We start from the raw sequence: 24,753 nt of genomic DNA, 5'->3' as shown, positions 1-24,753 counted from the left end.
CCATCCCCTCGACAAATCGGCACGACTGCAATTTAGTCCTGCTGATGAAAGAGCTTATTTCCAGTACCGATCCGACAGTGATCGCATTCGCCTCGGCGCTACTGCAAGGCGAGGGTATAAAGACGTTTCAAATGGACGTCCATATGAGCGTATTGGAAGGATCGGTCGGCGTTCTGCCGCGTCGCCTGATGGTGATCGAACGTGATCTGTTCCGCGCGCGGGCGGTGCTGGCTGACAATGACTTCGACCTTCCGCCAAGGTGATTTCTCGCCGATGACCTTTGACGATGCCGCGCTCAGCGATGACGCCTTTCTCGGCGGTGCGCTGCGGATTTTGCAGCCCAAAGCCGGGTATCGTGCCGCCACGGACCCGGTTTTCCTGGCCGCGGCCGTGCCCGCGCGCCCCGGGGAAACCGTGCTGGAACTGGGGTGCGGGGCCGGGGTGGCGGCCCTGTGTCTGGCGCGCCGCGTGCCCGTCGCGCTGAGCGGGCTGGAGATCCAGCCCGCCTATGCCGATCTGGCGCGACGCAATGCCCGGCGCAACGCAATCGAGATGACGGTGGAGGAGGGCGACGTGACGCACCCGCCCCCCGCATTGCGCCAACAGCTCTTTGACCATGTGATGCTGAACCCGCCCTATTTCGCGGCCGCAGGCGGCACCCCGGCACGCGACCGCGGCCGCGAGACCGCCAATCGGGAGGCCGCGCCCCTGGCCGTCTGGCTGGAAAGCGCGGTGCGGCGGCTGAAACCCGGCGGGGTGCTCAGCGTCATTCAGCGAATGGAACGGCTGCCCGATCTGCTGCGCGGGCTCGATGCGCGTATCGGAAACCTGCGGGTGCTGCCGATCTCGGCAGAAATCAGCCGCCCGGCCAAACGCTTCCTGTTGCAGGGCCGAAAGGGAGCGAAGGGCGAATTCCGGCTGCTGCCGGGCTTTTTCACCCACGCGCAAGCCGTTGAGGCGGGACAGAAAACCGGGTTTTCCCCCGAGGCGGAGCAAATCCTGCGTTCGGGCGCGCCGCTGACGCGATTTTCTTAAGCCTTTCTTCATCGCTTGCGTGGAAGCTTGGCAAGATCGGTCCCATAACGATGGCGAGTGACAAAATGATGAATATATGCTGGGATCAAGGTCCGAACATTCAGGAAGGAGATCACGGATGGCATTGAGTTCACATGTGCAGGAACTCCGCAAGAAACACCAAAATCTCGAACAGATGGTTGCTTCGGAACAACGAAGTCCTTCAAGTGACGCCCTCCATATCGCTTCGATGAAAAAGCAGAAGCTTCGCCTCAAGGAAGAGATCGAACGTCTTTCCAGATAAGGGGCTACCGCGAAGCGCGGGCAGCCAGAGCTGCCCCGCCTGTGATCAGGCTCGCAGCCAATAGCAGTGTCCAACTGGCTGCGGCCACCCCGGCCGCCACGAGGATCAGCGTCGACAACAGCGGTGCGGCGTAGGACGCGACCCCCAGCAGCTGGATATCCCCCTTCTTGACGCCGACGTCCCACAGGTAGAACGCAGCGCCGACCGGGCCGAGCCCGAGGCCCAGCATCGACAGCCAGCCCTGCGCGTCTTGCGGCCATTGCGTCTCCTCAAACGCCAGATGAGCGCCCAGCGACAATAGCGATGTGCCCAGGCAGAAAACCACCACGCTGGCGGTGGGGGTGCGCCCCGCCACCCGCGACAGCACCGAATAGCCCGCCCAGGTGATCGCCGCGAGCGACGCAAGCGCGTAACCTGCGGTATAGGCGCTGCCGAAGCCCGTGGCATCGCGCAGGATGATCAGCGCGGCACCGGCAAAGGCAAAACCGGCACCCGCCAAATGCCCGCCGCGCAAGCGCTCGCCCGGCAAGAGCCCTGAAAACAGCACGATGAGCAGCGGCCACAGATAGGCGATCAGCCCCGCCTGCGCGGGCGGCGCCATGCGCAGGGCAGAGAAATACAGGAAGTGATATCCGGCCAGCCCGCCGATTCCCAACACCCAGACCATGGCGGGAATTCCGCGCAGCAGCGCCGGGCTGTCACGGTTCAGCGCCATCCAGACAAGGCCGACCCCGCCGCCGATCCCGAAGCTGACGGCGTTGAGCTGCAGTGGCGGCACGGGGGCCGATCCGACCGTCAGCAGCGCCAGCAGCGCCCACAACAGCACCGCGCCGAACCCGATCGTGGTTGCTCTCTTCCTGCCCATGTATCGGCCCTTGCAACGAAAAAGGCCGGTCGTGGCGACCGGCCCGAATCCTGACGCGCAGCCGCGCTCAGATCATGTATTGGCCGCCATTGGCCGTCAGCGTCGCGCCGGTGATAAAGGCGCTGTCGTCCGAGGCGAGGAACAGCACCGCCCGTGCGATCTCCTCCGGCTCGCCCAGACGACCGACGGGAATCTGCGGCAGGATGACCTCGTTCATAACTTTTTCAGGAATCGTGCTCATCATCTCGGTGTTGATATAGCCCGGACAGATGGCGTTGACGGTGATGCCCGCACGGGCCCCTTCCTGTGCCAACGCCTTGGTAAAACCGATATCGCCGGCCTTGGCGGCGGAATAATTCGCCTGGGCAAACTGGCCCTTCTGGCCGTTGATGGAGCTGATGGTGATGATCCGTCCGAACTTGCGTTCGCGCATCCCGGGCCACAGCGGATGCGTCATGTTGAACACGCCGTTGAGATTGGTGTCGATGACCTCGCGCCACTTTTCAGGGGTCAGCTTGTGGAACGGGGCGTCGCGGGTGATGCCGGCATTGTTGACCAGTACCTCGACGGGGCCGAGGTCGGCCTCCACCTTGGCGATGCCGTCGGCGCAGGCATCGTAATCGGCGACCGACCATTTGTAGGTCCTGATGCCGGTCTCTTCGGTAAACTTCGCAGCGGCTTCATCATTGCCGCCGTAGGTTGCGGCGACCGAATAGCCCTTGTCCTTCAAGGCCCGCGCAATGGACGCGCCGATGCCGCGCGACCCTCCGGTGACCAATGCAACTCTGCCCATAATTCCTCCCGCCGGGTTTTTGCCTTATAATCTCAGTACAAAATCAATGATAGATGCGCAATAAAATTACGCATCTACCGGGGCGATCAGGGGCGCTCAAGGCACATGGCCACGCCCATGCCGCCGCCGATGCACAAAGTGGCCAGGCCGCGCTTGGCGTCGCGGCGCTTCATCTCGAACAGCAGCGTGTTGAGAACCCGCGCGCCCGAGGCACCAATGGGATGGCCGATGGCGATGGCACCGCCGTTGACGTTCACGATCTGCGGGTCCCAGCCCATGTCCTTGTTCACGGCGCAGGCCTGGGCGGCGAAGGCTTCGTTGGCTTCGACCAGGTCCAGGTCGTCGACCGACCAACCGGCCTTTTCCAGCGCCTTGCGGCTGGCGTAGATCGGGCCGACGCCCATGATCGAAGGGTCCAGACCGGCCGTGGCGTAGGAGGCGATGCGCGCCAGCGGCTCGATGCCGCGGCGCTCGGCCTCGTCGGCGGACATCAGCAGCGCGCCGGCGGCCCCGTCGTTGATGCCGCTGGCATTGGCGGCGGTGACGCTGCCATCCTTGGCAAAGGCGGGGCGCAGTTTCTGCATGGCGTCGATCGTCGCGCCATGACGGATGTATTCGTCCTGATCGACCACGGTTTCACCCTTGCGGGTCTTGACGGTGAAGGCGATGATCTCATCGCGAAAACGGCCCGCGTTTTGCGCGGCTTCGGCCTTGTTCTGGCTGGCGACGGCGAATTCATCCTGCTGATCGCGGCTGATCTGCCACTTTTCGGCGACGTTTTCGGCGGTCTGGCCCATGTGATAGCCGTTGAAGGCATCCCACAGCCCGTCGCAGATCATCGAATCGATGAACTTCATGTCGCCCATTTTCTGACCCTGGCGCAGATGCGCGACATGGGGGCTCAGGCTCATGCTTTCCTGACCGCCGGCGGCGACGATCTGCGCGTCACCCAGCTGGATGTGCTGGGCCGCCAGCGCCACCGCGCGCAGGCCCGAGCCGCAGACCTGGTTGATGCCCCAGGCTGCGCTTTCCCTGGGCAGACCGGCGTTGATATGCGCCTGGCGCGCGGGATTCTGCCCCTGACCCGCGGTCAACACCTGTCCGAGGATCGTTTCGCTGACGTCACCCTTGTCGATGCCCGCGCGCTGAACCAGCGCCTCCAGCACCGCGGCGCCAAGGTCATGGGCGGGTGTGTTGGCGAAAGAGCCGTTGAAGCTGCCGACGGCAGTGCGTGCGGCAGAGGCGATCACAACATTGGTCATGGAAAACTCCGGTATGACGCGCACCGCCGGTCGCGGAGGCGCACGGTTTTAGGTTCCGGAACATTGGTAAAGGGCGGAATTTGAAAGGGCAACTGAAAGCCGACAGGCGTGGGATGACCGGCGGACTATCCGGCGCGGTGCACGCCGGGGGCTGCCAGGTGCTGCGGGGGGCGTCGGGGGTCCGGGCGGTGCTTACGAGGGCGCGCAGGCCCAGACGGGCTTGGTGGTGGCGGCGCCGAAGTAATAGCCTTGCATGCAGTCGACGCCGATCTCTTGCAGAAACCTCACGTCCGCCGCGTCCTCGACCTTTTCGGCCACGACGAACATGTCGAAATGCCCCGCGATGGAAATCAGCGCCTCTGTCAGGATCTGGTTGTCCGGCGAGTTGTGGATGCCCTGAATGAACTGCCCGTCGATCTTGACCATGTCGAACAGCAGATCGCGCATATGTCTGAATGACGTGAACCCCGCCCCGAAATCATCCAGCGCGAAGCTGATGCCCTTGCGGTGCAGCCAGGCCATGAAGGCGGTCACCACCTCGGGGATCAGGATGGCGGAACGTTCGGTGATCTCGAGGATCAAGCGTTCGGCCACGGTGGGGGAGGCGCGCAGCCCCTGTTTCAGGATCTTGTTCCAAGGGGCGTATCCGATGGAGCGCGCCGACATGTTGATCGACAGGCGCATGTGATCGTTTTCGGCAAGGGTTTTCAGGCCCATTTCCAGCGCCAGACAGTCCAGCTTGCGGCCGAGTTCGGTGGTCTCCACCGAGCCGATGAAATCGCGCGCAGGGATGACCCGGCCGGTGTCGTCGATGACGCGGATCAACCCTTCGTAGAACGCAGGGCCGAAATCATCGGCCCGCACGATCGGCTGATAGGCCAACAGCACATCCCGGCGCCGGACCGCGCCTTCAACCAGTTTCATGATATCGGCGTCGCGGCGTTGCACGGCCACGTCCAGCGGACTGGTCTGCGCGTCGAACAGCGACTGGATATTGTAATGGGACATGGATGTGCTCCGCGCTTGGTGGTCGGGCACAGCTTTGGCGTGGGTGGCTTAATTTCCGGTGAACCCTCATCACCGGAAATTCATCAAAATCGTCTCAAATGTCGCTTACCCGGCTTTCCCGGACAGGGCGGACGCGATCGCGCGTGCGCTTTCGGTATCCCATTCGGCATCGCCGCGCAGCCGCGCGATTTCCTGCCCCTGTGGGTTGAGCAGCACCGTGATCGGCAGGCCGAGCACCCCCATCTCGCGCGCCAGCGCGGACTTCTTGTCCATGTTCTGCGGCAGGTTCTCGACGCCGATTTCCGCGAAGAACTTCTTGATCCCCGGCCGGGTGTTGCGGCCCGTCGCGATGGTCACCACCTCGAAATTGTCGTTCTGAAACTCGGTTTGCAGCGCCTCCAGCGACGGCATTTCCTTGCGGCAGGGGGCGCACCAGGTGGCCCAGAAATTCACCAGCACATATTTGCCGCCGTAATCCGACAGGCGGCGCTCGCTGCCGTCTTCGGCCTCGAACGGTACGTCGGACACGGGCGCGGGTTCGGCCGCGAACATCAGCTTCTTCATTTGCCCGTCGCGCAGCGCCTCCAGCGTCGGGATGTCTGCGACGGGCCGGGCAGAGGCCTGCACGTTGCCCGTGTCGCCCGCGCCGCCCGTCGCGGGCGCGCTCTGGCGCGCGTTTTCGGGCGCGCCTTGGGCCAGCGCGGCATTTGCACCAAGGCCAAGTGCCGTGTAGAGGACGAGGTAACGCAACCAGTTCATCAATTCTTCCCTTCAGGGCCAGTTCATGACCGACAAGACCGACAGACCCGCGGATAAAGCCCCGTCCGGGTCAAATGCAATGTGGGGCGGACGATTTGCCGCCGGCCCGGACGCCATCATGGAGGCGATCAACGCCTCGATCGGATATGACCGACGGCTCGGCGCGCAGGACATCGCCGGATCGCAGGCCCATGCCGCCATGCTTGCCGCCCAAGGCATCATAGAGCCTAACGATGCGGCGGCTATCCGGAAAGGGCTGCTCACGGTGTTGTCAGAGATCGAGGGCGGCAGCTTCGCCTTTTCCGCCGCGCTGGAGGATATCCACATGAACGTGGAATCCCGGCTCAAGGAGGTCATCGGCGCGCCCGCCGGGCGGCTGCACACCGCACGCTCGCGCAACGATCAGGTGGCGACGGATTTCAAACTGTGGACGCGCGATCAGATCGACGCCGCCGCGCAGGGGCTGGAGGCGCTGATCCGCGCGCTGCTGGTGCAGGCGGAACAGGGGGCCGACTGGGTGATGCCCGGTTTCACCCACTTGCAAACGGCGCAGCCGGTGACCTGGGGCCATCACATGATGGCCTATGTGGAAATGTTCGGCCGCGATCTGTCGCGTCTGCGCGATGCCCGCGTGCGCATGAACGAATGCCCGCTGGGCGCCGCGGCGCTGGCGGGCACCTCCTTTCCCATCGACCGGCACATGACGGCGCAGACGCTGGGGTTCGACCGGCCCTCGGCCAATTCGCTGGATGCCGTTTCGGATCGCGATTTCGCGCTGGAATTCCTGTCGGCGGCCTCAATCTGCGCGATGCACCTCAGCCGCTTCGCTGAGGAGCTCGTGATCTGGTCCTCGGCGCAGTTCCGCTTCGTCACCCTGTCGGACCGCTTCTCCACCGGCTCGTCGATCATGCCGCAGAAGAAGAACCCCGACGCGGCGGAGCTGATCCGCGCCAAGATCGGCCGGATCATGGGGGCGATGGTGGCGCTGTTCACGGTGATGAAGGGGCTGCCGCTGGCCTATTCCAAGGACATGCAGGAAGACAAGGAACAGGTCTTCGACGCCGCGGACACGCTGATGCTGGCGCTGGCCGCGATGGAGGGCATGGTGCGCGACATGTCGGCCAACCGCGAGGCGCTGGCCGCCGCCGCCGGGTCGGGCTTTTCCACCGCGACGGATCTGGCCGACTGGCTCGTGCGCGCGCTGAACCTGCCGTTCCGCGACGCGCATCACGTCACCGGCGCGCTTGTCGCGCTGGCCGAAAGCAAGGGCTGCGATCTGCCGGATCTGAGCCTGGAGGACATGCGCGCCGTGCACGGCGATATCACCGAGGACGTGTTCGATGTGCTGGGGGTCGACAATTCGGTGCGCTCGCGGACCTCTTATGGCGGCACCGCGCCCGATCAGGTGCGCGCGCAGGTCGCCCGGTGGAAGGATCTGCTGAAATGAAGACGCTCGCGGCCCTGCTATTGATGAGCCTCGCAGCCTGCGGCGTCGATGGCCGCCCCGTGGCACCCGGCAGCGAAAAGCAAAGGCCCGCGGCCGTGCAGATTTCCGGCGCGGTCGAGGTCGGGGTTGCCGGCACGCCCTGAGCCGGGGCCCGCACATCGGCGCTCAAATACCCGCCACCGCGACCCGCGCGCATCGGCGAACCAAGGAAGACGGATGGATCATTTTCTTTACCGCAACGGCGTGCTTCATGCCGAGGATGTTCCGGTGCCGAGATCGCCGCCGCCGTCGGCACGCCCTTCTACCTTTATTCCAGCGCCACGCTGCTGCGCCATTTCAACCTTTTCAAAGAGGCGCTTGCCTGGAATCCCGGCCATCTGATCTGCTTCGCGATGAAGTCGAATTCGAACCAGGCGATCCTGCGTCTGCTCGGGCAGGCGGGGGCGGGGATGGATGTGGTCTCGGGCGGGGAATACGCCCGCGCCATCGCCGCCGGGGTCCCCGGCGCGCGCATCGTCTTTTCCGGCGTCGGCAAGACCCGCGAGGAAATGCGCGCGGCGCTGCTGGGCGGCATCCGCCAGTTCAACATCGAGAGCGAGCCCGAGATGGCCGCGCTGAACCAGGTGGCGCAATCGCTCGGCCGGGTGGCGCCGGTCGCGATCCGCGTCAATCCGGATGTCGACGCCCGCACGCATGAGAAGATCGCCACCGGCAAATCGGAAAACAAGTTCGGCATTCCCATCGCCCGCGCCCGTGCCGTCTATGCGGCCGCGGCGGCGATGCCGGGTCTCGATGTCGTGGGGATCGATGTGCACATCGGCAGCCAGCTGGTGGAACTGGAACCCTTTGAGCAGGCTTTCGCCAAGGTCGCCGATCTGACGCAGACCCTGCGCGCCGATGGTCACGACATCCGCAGGCTGGATCTGGGCGGCGGGCTGGGCATCCCCTACAGCCGGTCGAACGACGCGCCGCCGCTGCCGCTGGAATACGGCGCGATGATCCGGCGCACGCTCGGTCACCTGGATTGCGACATCGAGCTGGAGCCGGGGCGGCTGATCGCCGGAAACGCCGGGCTGATGGTCAGCCGCGTCATCTGGATGAAACAGGGCGAGGATCGCGATTTCCTGATCCTGGACGGCGCGATGAACGATCTTGTCCGCCCGTCGATGTACGGGGCGTATCACGACATCGTGCCGCTGGTGGAGCCCGCAGCTGGGGTCGATCTGGCGCCGGTCGATATCGTCGGGCCGGTCTGCGAGACGGGCGACACATTCGCCCGTCAGCGCCCCATGCCTCCCCTGTCCGAGGGCGATCTGATCGCCTTCCGCTCCGCGGGCGCATACGGGGCGGTGATGGCCTCGGAATACAACACCCGCCCCCTGATCCCCGAGGTTCTGGTGCAGGGCGATCAATTCGCTGTCATACGTGCACGACCGGACTATGCGCAGATCATCGCGCGCGATAGCATACCGCCGTGGTTGTGATGCGTCTGATCGGGCGCGCCCGATCGGCGGAGAGTGCGATGCGCGACGATACCCTGACCCCCGCGGCCGCCCTGGCCCGGCTGGGTCGGCCGCTGTGGCTGACCCGGATCGGTATGGTTGCCGAACGCATCACCTACGCCTTCTGGCCGCTCTGGTCGATCTGCCTGTTGATCGTCGGCCTGCTGTTCATGGGGTTGCACGATCTGATCCCGCTGGAGGCCCTGTGGACGGCGGCGGTCCTTTCGGTGCTGGCGCTGCTGGCCGCGTTGATCCACGGCATACGCAAGATGCGCTGGCCCATCCGGGCGGAGGCGCTGGACCGTCTCGACCGCAGCCTGCCGGGACGGCCGATCGCGGCGCTGGCCGATACGCAGGCCATCGGTGCGGACGACCCCGCCTCGCAAGCGGTCTGGAACGCCCATGTGATCGGGATGGCGCAGCGTCTGTCGACGGTCCGCAGCGTCGGCCCGGATCTGCGGATCGCCGCGCGCGATCCCTTCGCGCTGCGTTATGTGGCGGCCACGGTTTTCGTGGTGGCGCTGATCTTCGGGTCGGTCTGGCGCGTTTCCAGCGTGACGGGCATGGCGCCGGGACAAGGCGATGTGCTGGCCGTCGGCCCCAGCTGGGAAGGCTGGATCACGCCGCCCGATTACACCGGCAAGCCGGGGATATACCTCAACGACATCGCGCCGGGGGCGCTGTCGGTGCCGCAGGGCAGCCGCCTGTCGCTGCGGTTTTACGGCCAGCTGGGCGCCCTCTCGCTGGTGCAGGACATCGCGCCGCCGCCGCCCGCATCGGATGAGACAACGCCGGATGACCCCGCCGCCCGGCCTGCCGAAGCCGCCGCGCCCGACAACGGGTTCGAGGGGGTGATCGCGCGATCCGGCGATCTGCGCATCGACGGCGCGGGCGGCGCGGAATGGCAGGTCGCTGTCGTCCCCGATGCCCCGCCCCATGTCACCTTCGGCGCCGCAGCGCCCGAAACCACGCCCGAGGGCGCGCTCAAGCTGGGGTTCGAGGCGCATGACGACTACGGCGTCCAGTCGGGGACCGCGACGCTGACGCTCGACCGGGCGCGCCGCGACCGCCGCTACGGCCTCGCGGTCGAGCCCGAGCCGCGCGATTCGGTGGTGGTCGACCTGCCGATGACGATTTCCGGCGACCGCGCCGATTTCACCGAAACGCTGGTGCAGGATTTCGCCGATCACCCCTGGGCGGGCCTGCCCGTCACCATCACGCTTTCGGTGCGCGATGCGCTGGATCAGCAGGGCCAGACGCCGCCTCTGAACATGACCATGCCGGGGCGGCGGTTCTTCGACCCCGTCGCCGCCTCGATCGCCGAGCAGCGCCGCGATATCCTCTGGAGCCGGGAAAACGGCCCCCGCGCCGCCCGGATAATCCGTGCGATCACCTATCTGCCCAATGGGTTCATCACCAACCAAAAGGGTTATCTGCTGCTGCGCATCGCCATGCGCAGGCTGGAGGGCGCCGTCGCCGCGGGCATGACCGTCGAGCAGCGCGACGATGTTGCGGCCATGCTGTGGCAGGCCGCGCTGAAATTCGAGGAGGGGGAGCTGTCCTCCGCGCTGGACCGCCTGCGCCGCGCGCAGGACCGCCTGTCGGAGGCGATGAAAAACGGCGCCACCAACGACGAGATCGCCAAGCTGATGGATGAGCTGCGCAAAGCCACGCAGGATTACATCGCGGAGCTTGCCCAGCAGAACCAGCGCGATCCGAACCGTCAGCAGGCCGACAACCAGCAGACCCGGGAAATGACCGGCCAACAGTTGCAGGACATGCTCGACCGGCTTCAGGAGCTGATGCAGCAGGGCCGCATGGCCGAGGCGCAGCAACTGATGGAACAGCTGCGGCGCATGATGGAAAACATGCAGGTGACCCAGGGCCAGCAGGGGCAGCAATCGCCCGGCCAGCAGGCGATGGAGGGTCTGTCGGACACCCTGCGCAAACAGCAGGGTCTGTCCGACGAGTCGTTCCAGCAGTTGCAGGATCAGTTCAATCCCGGCGGCCAACCCGGCCAGCCCCGGCAGGGTCAAAATCAACCGGGCCAATCACAGGGCCAAAATCCGGGCCAAAACTCAGGGCAAAATCCGGGCCGGACTCCCGGCCAATCGGGCAGTCTTGCCGAACGGCAGCAGGCCCTGCGCGATCAACTGGATCAACAGCGCGGAAATCTGCCGGGCGCGGGCACCGCCGAAGGCGACGCCGCGCGGCAGGCGCTGGAACGTGCGGGCAAGGCGATGGATCGCGCCGAGCAAGCGCTGCGCGACGGTCAAACCGCCGAGGCGCTGGACGGTCAGGCCGAAGCAATGGATGCGCTGCGCGAAGGGATGCGCAATCTGGGCGACGCGCTGGCACGCCAGCAGCAACAGCAGGGTCAGGGCCAGCAGAACGGCATGGCGCAGGGCAGCCCGTCCGGTAATGACCGCGACCCGCTGGGCCGCGATATGGGCGGCTCGGGCCGTGTCGGGTCCGACGAAAACCTGTTGCAGGGCGAAGACGTCTATCGCCGCGCGCGGGAACTTCTGGACGAGATCCGCCGCCGGTCCGGCGATCAGTCCCGCCCCGATGTCGAGCTCGACTACCTGCGCCGCCTGCTCGACCGCTTTTGACTGCGGCATCCGGCACCGAATCCCGGCTCAGGCGTCATTGTCGCTCAAATATCCCCGCCGGAGGCACCCGTCGCCCGCCACGCGCGCGGCCCGATGACGGTTCAGCCGGTCAGGCGCTGGATCGCCTCGACCGCGGTGCGTGTCAGCCCGTCCAGCTCGACCCGCAGGACGTTCACCGCGTCGACATATCGCTGCATGATCGCACCCGATTCAGGCACCCGTTCCACGATCGCGGGGGCATAGGCATAGGCCGCCCACAAAAGGCCGATCAGCAGGACCACCAGCACGAAGCCCAGCCGGAACCCCTGCTTGCGCGAATTCTCGACCTCAAGCTCTTCGATCACGGGGGTGTCCCCGCTGCGCCTTGCGCCGCCCGACCGCAGGGAGGAGTTGATTTCCTCGATGTCGGGCAGCAGATCGCGCCCGCCATCCCTGTCGTCGCGATCCGGCGCGCCGGGGCGCGCGCGCACGGCGCCGGTCGCCGCCGCGGCGGCGGCGGCCCGTCCGGAGACCTGTGCCATGCGCGCGCGCGCGGCCCCTGCACGGGTGTCCTGGCGCTCATCCAGGCCCAGATCGGTCTGGGTTTCCAGTGGGGTGTTGGTTTCGGAACGTCGGGCAGCGGCCTCGCGCTCGGCCTCCTGGCGCAGCACCTCGGCGATGTCGGGGTCGAGCTCGCGCCGGGTGTGCACGGCGCCCGGCGCGGCTTCGTAGTCTTCCTCATAGCCGCCCATCTGCGCCCCGGCGAAGAAGTCATCGGCCTCCCTCGAGGAGGATGACGCGGGGGTGGCGGAGACCTCGGCGGCGTCGGGCGGCTCATCCCCGCCCAGGGCGTCGCGCAGGTTCTGCTCGAACTCGTCGTCTGCCGATGCGGCGGAGGCGGCGGGGGCAGCAGCGGCGGGGGCGGGCGATTTCGGCGCCGCCTTTCGGGTCGGCTCTTCGCCGCGTTTGTCGCTGCGGCTGTCGACGGGCGCGGCGTCACCTTTGGCCCGATCCTCGGCCTCGGGTTCCGGCTCCCGCGCGGCCCCGGTCCCGGGGGCTTGCGCTTCGGGGGCGGGCTGGGCTTCCAGATCTTCGGCGCGCGTGAACCAGATATGTCCGCAATTGGAACACTGAACGTCGCGGCCTTCTGGCGGAATGACGCCAGCGCCCACCTCGTACTGAGCGTCGCAATTTGGGCAGATCAACCTCATCCGGGATCCTGTTCGTTGTTTTGGCCCGCGGATTGACCGATAGGGGCGTCGAACGGGTTTTAACAACGGGATATGCGGAATCAAAGCATTTGTGGGCAAGCACCGATTGAATCCTCCGGTTTGTTGCGCGACACTCACGCGCGACACGAGGAACGAGGCAGGCAGTGATCGAACTGGACAACGTGGCCTACAGCTATGGCGGCGCCGAGTTGCTTTCGGATATCTCGATCAACCTTCCGACAGGCTCCTTCCATTTTCTGACCGGGCCGTCGGGGGCGGGCAAGACCACCTTTCTGAAGCTCTGTTATGCCGATCTGATACCGACGGCGGGCCATCTGCGCCTGCTGGGCCGCGAGGTGCGCGACCTCGACCGCGATGCGGTCGCGCTGCTGCGTCGCCGGATCGGCGTCGTTCACCAGGATTGCCAGTTTCTGGATCACCTCAGCCTGCGCGACAACATCGCGCTGCCGTTGCAGGTGTCGGGCATGGCCGCCTCGGCCGAGACGGCGAACCTGGACGATCTGATCGGCTGGGTCGGGCTGTCCGAACGTGCCGAGGCCCTGCCGCCGCAGCTGTCGGGCGGCGAACGCCAGCGCGCGGCGCTCGCGCGGGCGATCATCATGTCGCCGGACGTGATCCTGGCCGATGAGCCCACCGGCAACATCGACTGGGAAATGTCGCAGCGGCTGCTGGCGCTGTTGCTGGAACTCAACCGCATGGGAAAGACCGTTCTGATCGCCACCCATGATCTGAACCTGATCCGGGCCGCGAAATCATCCGTGGCGGCGCGGGTGCTGCGCATCGGCAACCGCAAGCTCCAGCTCGCGGGGGCCGACCTGTGAGCGCCGCCGTGCCGCCGGATGAACGTGCCGTGCGATCCCCTGCCAGGTCCGGGACCCGGCGCGGGCCGCGCGGCGGGCGGTCCGCCGATGGCGGGCGCATGGCGGGCTGGATCGCGCTGTTGCGCGGCAACACCGGGTCCGACAAGGTGGTGCCGCCCTCGGGGTTCACGGTCACGCTGACCGCCTTTACCGCCGGCGCGATGGCGTTTCTGGCCGTCTTCGCGCTGGCGTTGTCGCTGGCCACCGGACGGCTGGCCGACCGCTGGTCGGCGGAGCTTGCGCGCACCTCCACCGTGCGCATTTCCGCGCCGGAGGCCCAGATGCAGGCGCAGACCGCCGCGGCCCTGCGCGTGTTGCAGACGACCCCCGGCGTCGCGTCCGCCCGCGCGCTGAGCGATGCCGAGCAGCGCGCGCTGCTGGAACCCTGGTTCGGCCCCGATCTGCCGCTGGACAGCCTGCCGGTGCCGCAGCTGATCGAGGTGACCGAACAGGGGGAGGGCGTCGACATAGAGGGCCTGCGCCAACGGCTGGCCGCCGAAGCGCCGGGCGCCGTCTTCGACGATCACACGCGTTGGCGCCGGCCGCTGGTCGCTGCCGCCGACAGGTTGCGGATGCTGGGGTGGCTGTCGATCGCGCTGATCGTGGCCTCGACCGGAGCGATGATCACGCTTGCCGCCAACACGGCGCTTTCGGCCAATGCGCAGGTCATCCGCGTCCTGCGGCTCGTGGGGGCGCGCGACGTGTTCATCGCGCGCGCCTTCGTGCGGCGTTTCACCCTGCGCGCGCTGCTGGGCGCGGGCATCGGCACGATGCTGGGCATGATCGCGATAGCGATGCTGCCCGCCACCGATCCGGCCGGCGGTTTCCTGACCGGCCTCGGCTTTTCCGGCCTTGGCTGGCTGGTGCCGTTCACCGTGCCGCCGCTGGCGGCGCTGGTCGCGTTCGCCGCGACCCGAATCGCCGCATTCCGTACCCTCAGGAGGCTGAAATGATCGCCTATGCCGTGCAGTGGGTGCGTTCGCTCATCTTCAACTTCTTCGTCTATTTCGGCATGTTCGTGATCGGTGTCGCCTATGCCCCCGGCGCGCTGTTCAGCCGCCGCTGGGCCTATGGGGCGTGCCACGCCTTTTGCAACTGGGTGATCTGGTCGGCGCGCTGGATGGTCGGGCTCAAGGTCGAGGTGCGCGGCACGCCCCCGACGATGGAATGCATGGTCGCGGCCAAGCACCAGTCGTTCCTCGATATCATCATCATCTTTGCCAATGTGCCCCGCGCCAAGTTCATCATGAAGCGCGAATTGCTCTACACCCCGATTCTGGGCCAGTTCGCCCGGCGCATCGGCTGCGTGCCGGTCGATCGGGGCAAGCGCGGACGCGCCATCGCGCAGATGGTCGCCGAGGTATCCTGCGGATTGCAGGCGCCCGGTCAGTTGATCATCTACCCGCAGGGCACCCGCGTCGCCCCCGGCGCGCCGGAGACCTACAAGGGCGGCTCGGCCGTGCTCTATGAACAGCTGGGCCAGCCCTGCGTGCCCGCGGCCACCAACGTGGGGCTGTTCTGGCCCAAGCGCGCGGTGATGCGCAGGCCGGGCACGGCGATCGTGGAATTCCTGCCGGTGATCGAGCCGGGCCAGACCAAACGCGCCTTTCTGACCCAGCTTGAGGTGGTGATCGAGGATGCGTCCGACAAGCTGATGGCGGAGGGCGGCTTCACCGTCCCGCCGCGCCCCGCGCCGCCGATGCACGAGCGTTCGGATCCGCGGCCGCCGAAAGATCCCGCGCCTTGAGCGGACAGGCCGGGCGCGCCTGACGCGGCGGCCCATCGCGCAGCCCAAGGGGCCGAAGACAGGTTTCGGGCGCGTCGCGCGGCGATGGCGCGCCCGGATGGGCGGCTGCGCTAGGCGGCCAGGCCCTTGGCGCCCATGTTCAGGAATTTCTTGCGGCGCTGCGCGACCAGCGCCTCCGCCGGTTTGCCGTTCAGATCCTTCAACATGGCGGCGATTGCCTTGCGCACATTCTCGATCGCCTCGGCGCTGTTGCGCTGGGCGCCGCCCATCGGTTCGGCGATGATCCGGTCGATCACGCCGAGCGTTTTCAGGTCCTGGGCCGTCAGGCGCAGCGCCTCGGCGGCTTCGCGCATCTTCTAGGCGTCCTTCCACAGGATCGACGCGCACCCCTCGGGCGAGATTACCGAATAGATCGAATGTTCCAGCATCGCGATGCGGTCGGCGGTGGCAAAGGCCACCGCGCCGCCCGATCCGCCCTCGCCGATGACGACGGAAACCAGCGGCACGCCGATGCGCAGGCACCGCTCGGTCGCGCGGGCGATGGCCTCGGACTGGCCGCGTTCCTCGGCCCCCTTGCCGGGATAGGCGCCGGGGGTGTCGACCAGCGTTATCACCGGCAGCTGAAAGCGATCGGCCAGATCCATCAGACGGATCGCCTTGCGGTATCCTTCGGGGCGCGCCATGCCGAAGTTGCGTTCGATCCGGGTCTTCGTGTCAAAGCCCTTTTCCTGCCCCATGATCACCACGGGCCGCCCGTCGAACCGACCCAGCCCGCCCATCACGGCGTGATCGTCGGCAAAGTTGCGATCGCCGGCAAGCGGGGTGTAGTCGGTGATCAGCGTGCCGATGTAATCCTGACAATGCGGGCGGGCGGGGTGCCGCGCCACCTGGCATTTTTGCCAGGGCGACAGATCCGCGTAAAGCGACGCCAGCAGCTTGGAGGCCTTGCCATCCAGCGCGGCGGCTTCCTTTTCGACATCCATCTTTTCATTGTTGCGCCCCATCGTGCGCAGCTCTTCGGCCTTGCCTTCGATTTCTGCCAGAGGACGCTCGAATTCCAGATAGTTCTGCATGGATCTCTTCCCTTGGAGGCTGGGCCGTATATGGCCCGCAGTGGCGCGCTTTGCAACTGCGTCGCGGGCCCGCGCCCCTACCGCAGTCGTGCCGCGCATCGGCGGAAAGGCGCTGGAACCCGGACGGTCCTGCCACAGTTGACCCCGCGAAACCCAGCAAACGCCCGAGGCTTGCCATGATCCCGCCACAGCCGGGCGCGATAGAAGGCCAAATCAACGAGCAGACCATCAAACGAGCAGACCATCAAACGAGCAGACCATCAGAGGAACCGATGTTTACAAATATCTACATGATCATGATTCTGGTGGTGTTTTCGATGACCTGCGCAGCCCTGATCCGGCAGGGGCGCATCAACGCGCGCCGTGTGGCGTTGCGAAAAGCCGAAAAACCCGTGGCTTATCTGACTTTCGTCGGCGGCGGCGAGGCCGACGCCCGGGTTGCGGTGCACAGCTGCCTGCCGCGTCCCGTGGCCGTCGCGGCCTGAGGTTTCCGGGTTTCCGGTGACGGGCGATCTTTGCCCGACCCGCGCCTCCCGACCCGCGCCCCCCGTTATCCGCCCCCGTGGCCGACCGCCCTCCGCCGCGCATAGCCCGGACCGGATTGGCCGCGTTGTGCGACCATTGCCCTGAAAAAGCCAGATTGTTGCCCTTGGCGAAACACTAACACCTGCGATCCTGAACGGAGGTTTCGGAGGCGTTGCGTATGTTCAGCTTGGAAATAGTACTGGTTTTTCTCTCTCTTTCTCCTGCCATCATCCTGATTCTCGGGCGTCTTGGCCGCAATTCGGCGTCGCCGCGCCACGCGTCCGACGCCGAATTGCGGGTGCGCGAGGCCGCGTCCAGGCACGCCGATCTGCGCGCCGCTCAGCCGCGGAAGGATATCGAGGTCAGCGCGCGCGGGTGCGGCATCGTCATCCGGCGCTCGGGCCGCGATCCCGTCACGCACTGAGCTTTCAGGGGCAGGGGCGCGGATGTCCGCCAGCGGCAGTCAGCGTGCAATCATTTCCGACTGGCGCACGATGACCTCCGCCTGCTTGATCGAGGCGATATCGACCAGGCGGCCCTTGTAGACCGTCGCGCCCGATCCCTCGGATTTGGCCTTTTCCATTGCCGCGAGGATTTCGCGTGCTTCGGCCACGGCGTCCTCTGACGGGGTGAAGACCTCATTGCTCAGCGCCACCTGCTTGGGGTGGATCGCCCATTTGCCGACCATGCCCAGCGTGGCCGAGCGGCGCGCCTGCGCGCGGAACCCTTCGTCGTCGCTGAAATCGCCGTAGGGACCATCCACCGGCAGCACGCCGTTGCTGCGGCAGGCGGCGACGATGGCGGTCTGCGCCCAATGCCAGGGATCGGACAAATGGCGCGCGCCCTCATGCAGCATGTAATAGTTTTCCTGCGTGCCGCCGATGCCCGTCGTCTGCATCCCCATCGAGGCCGCATAATCGGCGGCGCCCAGGCTCATCGCTTGCAGGCGCGGCGATGCGGCGGCGATCTCGCTGACATTGGCGATGCCAGCCGCGCTTTCGATGATGACCTCCAGCGCGATGGGCGTCTCGCGGCCCACGGCGCGCTCGGCCGCGGTGATCAGGGCATCGACGGCATAAAGATCGGCGGCGTTGCCGACCTTGGGCACCATGATCCGGTCAAGCCGCGGCCCGGCCCGTTCGATCAGGTCGATCACGTCGCGATACCACCATTCGGTGTCCAGCCCGTTGATGCGCACCGACAGGGTCTTGCGGCCCCAGTCGATATCGCCGACGGCCTCGACCACGTTGCGCCGCGCTTCGGCCTTGTCGTCGGGGGCGACGCTGTCTTCGAGGTCCAGATTGATGACATCCGCCGCACTGCCCGCCATCTTCTCGAAGATGGCAGGCCGGGAGCCGGGGCCGAACAACTGGCAGCGATTGGGGCAAGCGGGCGCGGTCGGCTGGATGCGAAAACTCATATGGGGGCCTCGGGTAAGGATATTGCGCAGAGATTGTTCGATGGCGTAGAATATTATGACGCTGCTCGCAACCCGAATGGGGAGTGGCTGCGCACGCAGGGGTATGCTACGCAAGCTTCTCCTGCATTCTTCGATCATGCCGCAAGAATCTACCGGATTTATCTGGATCGACGCCATGATTCCGGCGGTATCTCCGGCGCCGCTGCTCTATCCTGCGCGCAAACGAAAGGAAGTTCCATGATCGAGACACCCTATCTTCTGTTTCTGGGCGACGCGCCCGACGCGTTGGCCGCCAAGGTCGCGCAGGGCGTCCGCGACTGGCGCCCGGAATATGCGCTGGGCCAGCTGCGGCTGCCGGGCTGCAAGGCCGACATGAGGCTGCCCGACATGGATCTGGATGCGGGTCTGCGCGCGGGCGCCAGGACGCTGGTGATCGGCGTGGCCAACCGCGGCGGCGTCATTTCGCCCGCGTGGAAGCAGGTCCTGCTGGATGCGCTGGAAAAGGGCTATGACCTGGCCAGCGGTCTGCACAACCTGCTGCGCGACGATGCCGATCTGAAGGCCGCCGCCGACAAGGCCGGGCGCAAGCTGCACGATGTGCGCATCCCGTCGGTGCGCTATCCCATCGCCAACGGCGAAAAGCGCCGCGGCAAGCGCTGTCTGGCGGTCGGCACCGATTGTTCGGTCGGCAAGATGTATACCGCCCTCGCGATGGAGGCCGTGATGCGCGCCCGCGGCACCAGGGCCAGTTTCCGCGCCACCGGCCAGACCGGCATCCTGATCACCGGCGAAGGCGTGCCGCTGGATGCGGTGGTGGCCGATTTCATGGCCGGGGCCGTCGAATGGCTGACCCCCGACAACGATCCCGACCACTGGGATCTGATCGAGGGGCAGGGCAGCCTGTTCCACGTCTCGTTCTCGGGCGTGACGATGGCGCTGATCCACGGCGGGCAACCCGATGCGCTGATCCTGTGCCATGAACCGACGCGCAGCCATATGCGGGGCCTGCCGGGCTATGCGCTGCCCTCGCTGGAGGTGCTGCGCGACACGGCGCTGGCGCTGGCGCGCGTGGCCAACCCCGACTGCCGGGTGGTCGGGGTGTCGGTCAACACCTCGAACCTCGACGATGCCGCCGCCGAGGCCTGCCTGCGCGACATCGAAACCCGGCTGGGCCTGCCCGCGGTGGACCCGTTCCGCTATGGCGCGGAGCGTCTGGTCGACGCCCTGGAGGCCGTATGACCCAGCCGTCCGACATTCGCCTGGAGGTGGCCCGCGATGTCTTCGCGCTGGCGCAGGTGTTCACCATTTCCCGCGGCTCCCGCACCGAAGCGCAGGTGTTGACGGTGCGCGCGCATCAGGGTGGCGTCACGGGCTGGGGCGAATGCGTACCCTACGCCCGCTACGACGAAACGCCGGACAGCGTGGCGGCGCAGATCGCGGGCCTGCCCGCGCGGCTGGATCGTGGCGCCTTGCAGGGGCTGCTGCCCGCGGGCGCGGCGCGCAACGCGGTCGATTGCGCGCTTTGGGACCTTCAGGCCAAGCAAAGCGGGCAGCGGGTCTGGCAGCTGGCCGGGCTGGCGCCGCCGGTGCCGCAGATCACCGCCTTTACCCTGTCGCTCGACACGCCCGAGGCGATGCAGGCCGCCGCGCGGACCCACGCCCATCGGCCGCTGCTCAAGATCAAGCTGGGCACCCCCGACGACATGCCCCGGCTGGAGGCCGTGCGCCGCGGCGCGCCCGCGTCCCGCATCATCGTCGACGCCAACGAAGGCTGGACCGCCGAGGTCTACGGCGAGCTGGCGCCGCATCTGCTGCGGCTGGGCGTGGATATGGTGGAACAGCCGCTGCCCGCGGGGCAGGACGACATGCTGGGCGAGATCGCGCGCGCCCTGCCGGTCTGCGCCGACGAATCCTGCCACGACCGCGACAGCCTGCCGGACCTCACGGGCAAATACGATCTGGTGAACATCAAGCTCGACAAGACCGGCGGCCTGACCGAGGCGCTGGCGCTGCGCGATGCGGCGCGGGAGGCGGGGTTCGGCATCATGGTGGGATGCATGGTGGGATCGTCGCTCGCGATGGCCCCCGCGGTGCTGGTCGCGCAGGGCGCGGCGGTGACGGACCTTGACGGGCCGCTTCTGCTGGCCGAAGACCGGCCCCACGCATTGCAATTCAACGACCTCGGCGTCCACCCGCCCGGTGACGCGCTCTGGGGCTGAAAGGATGAACGGATGAGCCGGATCGTTTACGTGAACGGAGAGTACCTGCCCGAGGAAGAGGCCAAGGTGTCGATCTTCGACCGCGGGTTCCTCTTTGCGGATGCCGTCTATGAGGTGACCAGCGTGCTGGGCGGCAAGCTGATCGATTTCGACGGCCACGCGGCGCGGCTGCAACGCTCGCTGGGCGAGCTCGACATGGCCAACCCGATCGAGATCGAGGATCTGCGCCAGGTGCACCGCGAACTTGTCACCCGCAACGACATCGACGAGGGGATGATCTATCTGCAGATCAGCCGCGGCGCCGACAACGACCGCGATTTCGTCTTTCCCGATGCCGAAACGGTGCCCTCCTCGATCGTGCTGTTCACCCAGTCGAAGCCGCTGACACAGGCGCCCGCCGCGAAAACGGGGCTCAAGGTCATCTCGATAGAGGATATTCGCTGGGGCCGCCGCGATATCAAGACCGTGCAGCTGCTTTACCCCTCGATGGGCAAGATGATGGCGAAGAAGGCGGGCGCGGATGACGCCTGGATGGTCGAGGACGGCGAAGTCACCGAAGGCACCAGCAACAACGCCTATATCGTCAAGGACGGGCGCATCATCACCCGCCACCTGGGCCGCGAGATCCTGCACGGCATCACCCGCGCCGCCGTGCTGCGTTTCGCCCGCGAGGCCCAGATGCAGGTGGAGGAGCGCGCCTTTACCATCGAGGAGGCCCAGCAGGCCGATGAGGCCTTCATCACCAGCGCCTCGGCCTTCGTGATGCCGGTGGTGGAAATCGACGGGAAGACCTTGGGCGACGGCGCTCCCGGCCCCGTGGCGCAGCGTCTGCGCGAGATCTACATCGAGGAAAGCCGCAACACAGCCAGCTGATGCGCGCCGCCCCTGCCGGGAAAGCGAGTATTTTTTCCAAGAAGAAGCCCGCCTTCACATTCGGTTAACCGCGCCGCGCCACCATGGCGGTGCGGTACAGGCTGGAGAGCCGATGACCGCCCGAGGAGAAGTCCCTTCGTCGCCGGTCGAAGGTGGCGAAGGGCATTCTTCTTGGCCGCAATACTCTCGCCGAAGGCGTTGCTTCAGTCGTGGCTGCGATCGAATTGCGCTTTTTGCGCCGGGCTGGCCTCGGTCTGGAACTTCTCGCGCCATTCGGCGAAGGGCATGCCGTAGAATTCCTCCCGGGCCTCTTCCTTGCCCATGTCGATGCCATGCGCGGCGGCGGCTTCCTGATACCAGCGCGACAGGCAGTTCCGGCAGAACCCCGACTGGTTCATCATGTCGATGTTCTGCACGTCCGTGCGCTGCCGCAGATGGTCGCGCAGGCGGCGAAAGGCGGCGGCCTCCAGTTCGGTTCTTGTCCGGTCGTCCATTGCTTTCTCCCTGTCATCGGCGGTCCTGCGCCGCGGGACTAGAAATAGGCCTGTTCGCGGCGGTATCAAAGGGCAACGTCCGCGCGGGCAGCCGGGCGCCGGATCGCATCGCCGCGACAAGGCGCCAGTTGCCCCTTGCCGGTAATTGAGTCATAGCTGCACCGCCTGCGACGTTTGCGCAAACAACCAGAAGGACCGCGGTGAACATGAGACGCCTCCGTAATGTCAAGATCGTGGCCACGCTGGGCCCTGCGTCGAACGATTACGCGACGATTCGCGCGCTGTTCGAGGCGGGCGCCGATGTGTTCCGCCTGAACATGAGCCACGGCAGCCACGCGGAAATCACCGAGCGCCACGCCATGATCCGCCAGGTCGAGCGCGATCTGGAACGCCCGATTGCCATTCTCGCCGACCTTCAGGGACCCAAGCTTCGCGTCGGGGTCTTCGCCGAAGGCGAGGTCGAGCTGGAGGAGGGCGCCGGTTTCCGGCTGGATCTGGACGAGGCGCCGGGCGATGCGCGTCGGGTGCATCTGCCGCACCCCGAGATCTTCGCCGCGCTTGAGGTTGGCGCCACCCTGCTGGTCAACGATGGCAAGGTCCGGCTGAAGGTACGCGAATGCGGCGCTGATTTCGCCGAATGCGAGGTCGCGGTCGGCGGCACCATTTCCAACCGCAAGGGCGTGAACGTGCCCGACGTCCTGCTGCCGCTTGCCGCGCTTTCGGAGAAGGATCGCGAGGATCTGGAGCATGTCTGCGCGCTGGGTGTGGACTGGCTTGCGCTGAGCTTCGTCCAGCGTGCCGCCGATGTCGAGGAGGCCCGCGAACTGGTGCAGGGCCGCGCCGCGATCATGTCCAAGATCGAAAAGCCCGCCGGCGTGAAGGCGTTCAACGAGATCCTGGACGCGTCCGACGGCATCATGGTCGCGCGCGGCGATCTGGGCGTGGAGCTGCCGGTGCAGAACGTACCGCCGATCCAGAAACGGCTGGTGCGGCGGTGCCGCGCGGTGGCCAAGCCCGTGATCGTGGCCACCCAGATGCTCGAATCCATGATCGAAAGCCCGGTGCCGACGCGCGCCGAGGTCAGCGATGTGGCCACCGCCATCTATGAGGGCGCCGACGCCGTGATGCTGAGCGCCGAATCCGCCGCCGGGTCCTATCCGGTCGAGGCTGTCACCACGATGCACAACGTCGCGCTTGAGGTGGAAATCGATCCCACTTACCGCGAGGTCGTCGAGGCCAGCCGCGGCGGCACGAAAACTTCCGTCGCCGACGCGATCGTCTCCGCCGCGCGCGAGATCGCCGAGACGACCGACATCAAGGTGATCTGCTGTTTCACCCATTCCGGCACCACCGCGGCGCTGGTGGCCCGCGAACGCCCGGCCGTGCCGATCATCGCGCTGACGCCGCTGGTGGGCACGGCCCGGCGGCTGGCCCTGCACTGGGGTATGCATTGTGTCATCACAGGCGAGGTCGACCGGTTCAAGATGGCCGTGGTGAACGCGGCGCGGGCCGCGCGCACGGGCGGTTTCGCCACCGAGGATGAGCAGATCGTCGTGACCGCGGGCGTGCCGTTCAATGTGCCCGGCACCACCAACATCCTGCGCGTCGCCCCTTGTGCCGAACGGCTGATCTACAAGTCCGACCCGGAATAAGTTCCGGCGCGCGGGGGAGGGGGCAGCGCATGGTTTCCGATCTCTTCATGGCGGCCGGGATCGTGCTGGGGGTTCTGGCGATCACAGGCATCCTGGGCGCCATGATCGAGCAGCGCAGCGCGCGGATCGCGGTGTTCAGCCTTCTGATCGCCGGAACGATGGTGGTTTTCGCGTCGCTGATCCATCCGGGCGGCTACCGCCCCTCCGATGTGCCGATGGTGTTCGTCCGCCTGATCGCTTGGGTGATGTGAGGGCCGATAAGCGCTTGCCAACCTCGCCTTGCCCGCCTAAAAGGCCGCTTCCAACGGTGCGACCGGCCCCAGTGGCATGCCGAGTCGCGCCTTCACCGCCCGAAGAGGAGACGGAAATGCCCAAGATGAAGACGAAATCGAGCGCCAAGAAGCGCTTCAAGGTCACGGCGTCCGGCCGCGTCAAGGCCGGTCAGGCCGGCAAGCGGCACGGCATGATCAAGCGGACGACGAAGTTCATCCGCGATGCCCGCGGCACGCAGGTGCTGTCGAAGCCCGACGAGAAGATCGTCAAAAGCTACATGCCCTACGCGCGCTGAGGAGTTTGAGATATGTCCCGAGTTAAAGGTGGCACGACCACTCACGCCCGTCACAAGAAGGTTCTGAAGGCCGCCAAAGGCTATTTCGGTGCCCGCCGCAGCAACTTCCGCACCGCGACGCAAGCTGTAGACAAGGCGAACCAGTATGCAACGCGCGACCGCAAGGTGCGCAAGCGGAACTTCCGCGCGCTGTGGATCCAGCGGATCAACGCCGCCGTCCGCGCCCATGACGAAGCGCTGACCTATTCGCGTTTCATCAACGTCCTTTCGCTGGCCGGCATTGAAGTCGACCGCAAGGTGCTGGCCGACCTGGCCGTGCACGAGCCCGAAGCCTTCGGCGCGATCGTCGAAAAGGCCCAGGCCGCTCTGAACGGCTGAGACTTATTCCAAGCCGGTTAGAAAGGCGCCTTCCGGGGCGCCTTTTTTCATTCCTTGGGGGTTCGGCAGGGAGTGCCGGACTGCCGGGCAGTCTGTTGCGCTGGACGGATGACTGTGCCTGCCGAGGGCTGGAGCGACCGCCAGAACGCGACCAATCCAAACATGAT

At 66.4% G+C, this 24,753-nt stretch carries 26 protein-coding genes and 2 pseudogenes; 19 read left to right on the top strand and 9 right to left on the bottom strand.

Annotated features, from left to right (window positions below; translation table 11 throughout):
- The first annotated feature begins 44 nt into the window (after positions 1–44).
- The 3 genes from ACU0BR_RS00720 (at position 45) to ACU0BR_RS00710 (ending at position 1,318) form a co-directional block, all read left to right on the top strand.
- Entirely contained in the window at positions 45–263 is a 219-nt protein-coding gene (locus ACU0BR_RS00720; protein ID WP_446154918.1) for a putative signal transducing protein, read from the top strand.
- A 10-nt stretch (positions 264–273) separates the two neighbouring features.
- A complete protein-coding gene (locus tag ACU0BR_RS00715) occupies positions 274–1,035 on the top strand; it encodes a tRNA1(Val) (adenine(37)-N6)-methyltransferase (protein ID WP_446154917.1) in 762 nt (253 codons plus the stop codon).
- Between the two features lie 118 nt (positions 1,036–1,153).
- Positions 1,154–1,318 (top strand): YdcH family protein, encoded by a 165-nt coding sequence (locus ACU0BR_RS00710; RefSeq protein ID WP_446154916.1) that lies wholly within the window; start codon positions 1,154–1,156, stop codon positions 1,316–1,318.
- 4 nt (positions 1,319–1,322) lie between these two features.
- Here ACU0BR_RS00710 and yddG read toward each other — a convergent pair whose 3' ends face one another.
- The 5 genes from yddG to ACU0BR_RS00685 all read right to left on the bottom strand — a co-directional run bounded on the left by yddG (position 1,323) and on the right by ACU0BR_RS00685 (position 6,005).
- Positions 1,323–2,183: an aromatic amino acid exporter YddG gene (gene yddG, locus ACU0BR_RS00705; RefSeq protein WP_446154915.1), complete on the bottom strand. Its 861-nt coding sequence runs from the start codon at positions 2,181–2,183 to the stop codon at positions 1,323–1,325.
- A 67-nt stretch (positions 2,184–2,250) separates the two neighbouring features.
- A complete protein-coding gene (gene phbB, locus ACU0BR_RS00700) occupies positions 2,251–2,976 on the bottom strand; it encodes an acetoacetyl-CoA reductase (RefSeq protein ID WP_446154914.1) in 726 nt (241 codons plus the stop codon).
- An 86-nt stretch (positions 2,977–3,062) separates the two neighbouring features.
- Positions 3,063–4,238, bottom strand: coding sequence for an acetyl-CoA C-acetyltransferase (locus ACU0BR_RS00695; protein ID WP_446154913.1), 1,176 nt, complete (start codon positions 4,236–4,238; stop codon positions 3,063–3,065).
- A gap of 192 nt (positions 4,239–4,430) precedes the next feature.
- Positions 4,431–5,246, bottom strand: a complete 816-nt coding sequence (locus ACU0BR_RS00690; RefSeq protein ID WP_446154912.1) for an EAL domain-containing protein — start codon at positions 5,244–5,246, stop codon at positions 4,431–4,433.
- A 105-nt stretch (positions 5,247–5,351) separates the two neighbouring features.
- Complete coding sequence (locus ACU0BR_RS00685) at positions 5,352–6,005, bottom strand: TlpA disulfide reductase family protein (protein ID WP_446154911.1); 654 nt, start codon at positions 6,003–6,005, stop codon at positions 5,352–5,354.
- 25 nt (positions 6,006–6,030) lie between these two features.
- On the opposite strand from ACU0BR_RS00685, the gene argH reads away from it, so the two are divergent.
- From argH to ACU0BR_RS00665, 4 genes and pseudogenes are all read left to right on the top strand, one after another.
- Entirely contained in the window at positions 6,031–7,452 is a 1,422-nt protein-coding gene (gene argH / locus ACU0BR_RS00680; RefSeq protein ID WP_446154910.1) for an argininosuccinate lyase, read from the top strand.
- Entirely contained in the window at positions 7,449–7,595 is a 147-nt protein-coding gene (locus tag ACU0BR_RS00675; protein WP_446154909.1) for a hypothetical protein, read from the top strand. The genes argH and ACU0BR_RS00675 overlap by 4 nt, the downstream gene beginning before the upstream one ends.
- Before the next feature lie 73 nt (positions 7,596–7,668).
- A pseudogene (lysA, locus tag ACU0BR_RS00670) lies at positions 7,669–8,936 on the top strand (diaminopimelate decarboxylase).
- Between the two features lie 38 nt (positions 8,937–8,974).
- Positions 8,975–11,566, top strand: coding sequence for a TIGR02302 family protein (locus ACU0BR_RS00665; RefSeq protein ID WP_446154908.1), 2,592 nt, complete (start codon positions 8,975–8,977; stop codon positions 11,564–11,566).
- A gap of 101 nt (positions 11,567–11,667) precedes the next feature.
- Here ACU0BR_RS00665 and ACU0BR_RS00660 read toward each other — a convergent pair whose 3' ends face one another.
- The gene (locus tag ACU0BR_RS00660; RefSeq protein ID WP_446154907.1) at positions 11,668–12,756 is read right to left on the bottom strand and encodes a zinc-ribbon domain-containing protein; all 1,089 of its coding nucleotides are present in this window, start codon (positions 12,754–12,756) and stop codon (positions 11,668–11,670) included.
- Between the two features lie 164 nt (positions 12,757–12,920).
- Between ACU0BR_RS00660 and ACU0BR_RS00655 the strand changes: the two genes are divergently transcribed.
- From ACU0BR_RS00655 to ACU0BR_RS00645, 3 genes are all read left to right on the top strand, one after another.
- Positions 12,921–13,598, top strand: a complete 678-nt coding sequence (locus ACU0BR_RS00655; RefSeq protein ID WP_446154906.1) for a cell division ATP-binding protein FtsE — start codon at positions 12,921–12,923, stop codon at positions 13,596–13,598.
- Between the two features lie 98 nt (positions 13,599–13,696).
- Positions 13,697–14,590 (top strand): cell division protein FtsX, encoded by an 894-nt coding sequence (locus tag ACU0BR_RS00650; protein ID WP_446154905.1) that lies wholly within the window; start codon positions 13,697–13,699, stop codon positions 14,588–14,590.
- The gene (locus tag ACU0BR_RS00645) at positions 14,590–15,384 is read left to right on the top strand and encodes a lysophospholipid acyltransferase family protein (protein ID WP_446154939.1); all 795 of its coding nucleotides are present in this window, start codon (positions 14,590–14,592) and stop codon (positions 15,382–15,384) included. Before ACU0BR_RS00650 ends, ACU0BR_RS00645 begins: the two co-directional genes overlap by 1 nt.
- Before the next feature lie 110 nt (positions 15,385–15,494).
- Here ACU0BR_RS00645 and ACU0BR_RS00640 read toward each other — a convergent pair.
- A pseudogene (locus tag ACU0BR_RS00640) lies at positions 15,495–16,457 on the bottom strand (acetyl-CoA carboxylase carboxyltransferase subunit alpha).
- 272 nt (positions 16,458–16,729) lie between these two features.
- On the opposite strand from ACU0BR_RS00640, the gene ACU0BR_RS00635 reads away from it, so the two are divergent.
- Positions 16,730–16,942 (top strand): hypothetical protein, encoded by a 213-nt coding sequence (locus tag ACU0BR_RS00635; protein ID WP_446154904.1) that lies wholly within the window; start codon positions 16,730–16,732, stop codon positions 16,940–16,942.
- 218 nt (positions 16,943–17,160) lie between these two features.
- A complete protein-coding gene (locus tag ACU0BR_RS00630) occupies positions 17,161–17,406 on the top strand; it encodes a hypothetical protein (RefSeq protein ID WP_446154903.1) in 246 nt (81 codons plus the stop codon).
- A gap of 39 nt (positions 17,407–17,445) precedes the next feature.
- Here the strand turns inward: ACU0BR_RS00630 and ACU0BR_RS00625 are convergent, their stop codons facing one another.
- The gene (locus ACU0BR_RS00625) at positions 17,446–18,402 is read right to left on the bottom strand and encodes an L-malyl-CoA/beta-methylmalyl-CoA lyase (RefSeq protein WP_446154902.1); all 957 of its coding nucleotides are present in this window, start codon (positions 18,400–18,402) and stop codon (positions 17,446–17,448) included.
- A 237-nt stretch (positions 18,403–18,639) separates the two neighbouring features.
- Between ACU0BR_RS00625 and dgcN the strand changes: the two genes are divergently transcribed.
- From dgcN to ACU0BR_RS00610, 3 genes are read left to right on the top strand one after another with little or no spacing between them, the layout of a single operon-like run.
- Positions 18,640–19,641, top strand: a complete 1,002-nt coding sequence (gene dgcN, locus ACU0BR_RS00620) for an N-acetyltransferase DgcN (protein ID WP_446154901.1) — start codon at positions 18,640–18,642, stop codon at positions 19,639–19,641.
- Positions 19,638–20,621: an N-acetyl-D-Glu racemase DgcA gene (gene dgcA, locus ACU0BR_RS00615; protein ID WP_446154900.1), complete on the top strand. Its 984-nt coding sequence runs from the start codon at positions 19,638–19,640 to the stop codon at positions 20,619–20,621. The genes dgcN and dgcA overlap by 4 nt, the downstream gene beginning before the upstream one ends.
- Before the next feature lie 12 nt (positions 20,622–20,633).
- Complete coding sequence (locus ACU0BR_RS00610) at positions 20,634–21,494, top strand: D-amino-acid transaminase (protein ID WP_446154899.1); 861 nt, start codon at positions 20,634–20,636, stop codon at positions 21,492–21,494.
- Between the two features lie 203 nt (positions 21,495–21,697).
- Here ACU0BR_RS00610 and ACU0BR_RS00605 read toward each other — a convergent pair whose 3' ends face one another.
- Positions 21,698–21,988, bottom strand: coding sequence for a DUF1244 domain-containing protein (locus ACU0BR_RS00605; protein ID WP_446154898.1), 291 nt, complete (start codon positions 21,986–21,988; stop codon positions 21,698–21,700).
- Positions 21,989–22,194: 206 nt separating this feature from the next.
- Here ACU0BR_RS00605 and pyk point away from each other — a divergent pair, with 206 nt between their 5' ends.
- The 4 genes from pyk to rplT all read left to right on the top strand — a co-directional run bounded on the left by pyk (position 22,195) and on the right by rplT (position 24,586).
- Positions 22,195–23,640 carry a pyruvate kinase gene (pyk, locus tag ACU0BR_RS00600; protein WP_446154897.1) on the top strand — a complete coding sequence of 482 codons (1,446 nt, stop codon included), beginning with the start codon at positions 22,195–22,197 and terminating at the stop codon, positions 23,638–23,640.
- 29 nt (positions 23,641–23,669) lie between these two features.
- A complete protein-coding gene (locus ACU0BR_RS00595; protein ID WP_446154896.1) occupies positions 23,670–23,891 on the top strand; it encodes a hypothetical protein in 222 nt (73 codons plus the stop codon).
- Between the two features lie 116 nt (positions 23,892–24,007).
- Positions 24,008–24,208 (top strand): 50S ribosomal protein L35, encoded by a 201-nt coding sequence (rpmI, locus tag ACU0BR_RS00590; RefSeq protein ID WP_446154895.1) that lies wholly within the window; start codon positions 24,008–24,010, stop codon positions 24,206–24,208.
- A 12-nt stretch (positions 24,209–24,220) separates the two neighbouring features.
- On the top strand, positions 24,221–24,586 hold the full coding sequence (rplT, locus tag ACU0BR_RS00585) for a 50S ribosomal protein L20 (RefSeq protein WP_446154894.1): 366 nt from the start codon (positions 24,221–24,223) through the stop codon (positions 24,584–24,586).
- Positions 24,587–24,753: the final 167 nt, after the last annotated feature.

The sequence above is a fragment of the Brevirhabdus sp. genome, from assembly GCF_052826345.1.
Note: the sequence above shows the minus strand (reverse complement) of the source record. Positions and strands in the feature narration are given on the sequence as shown.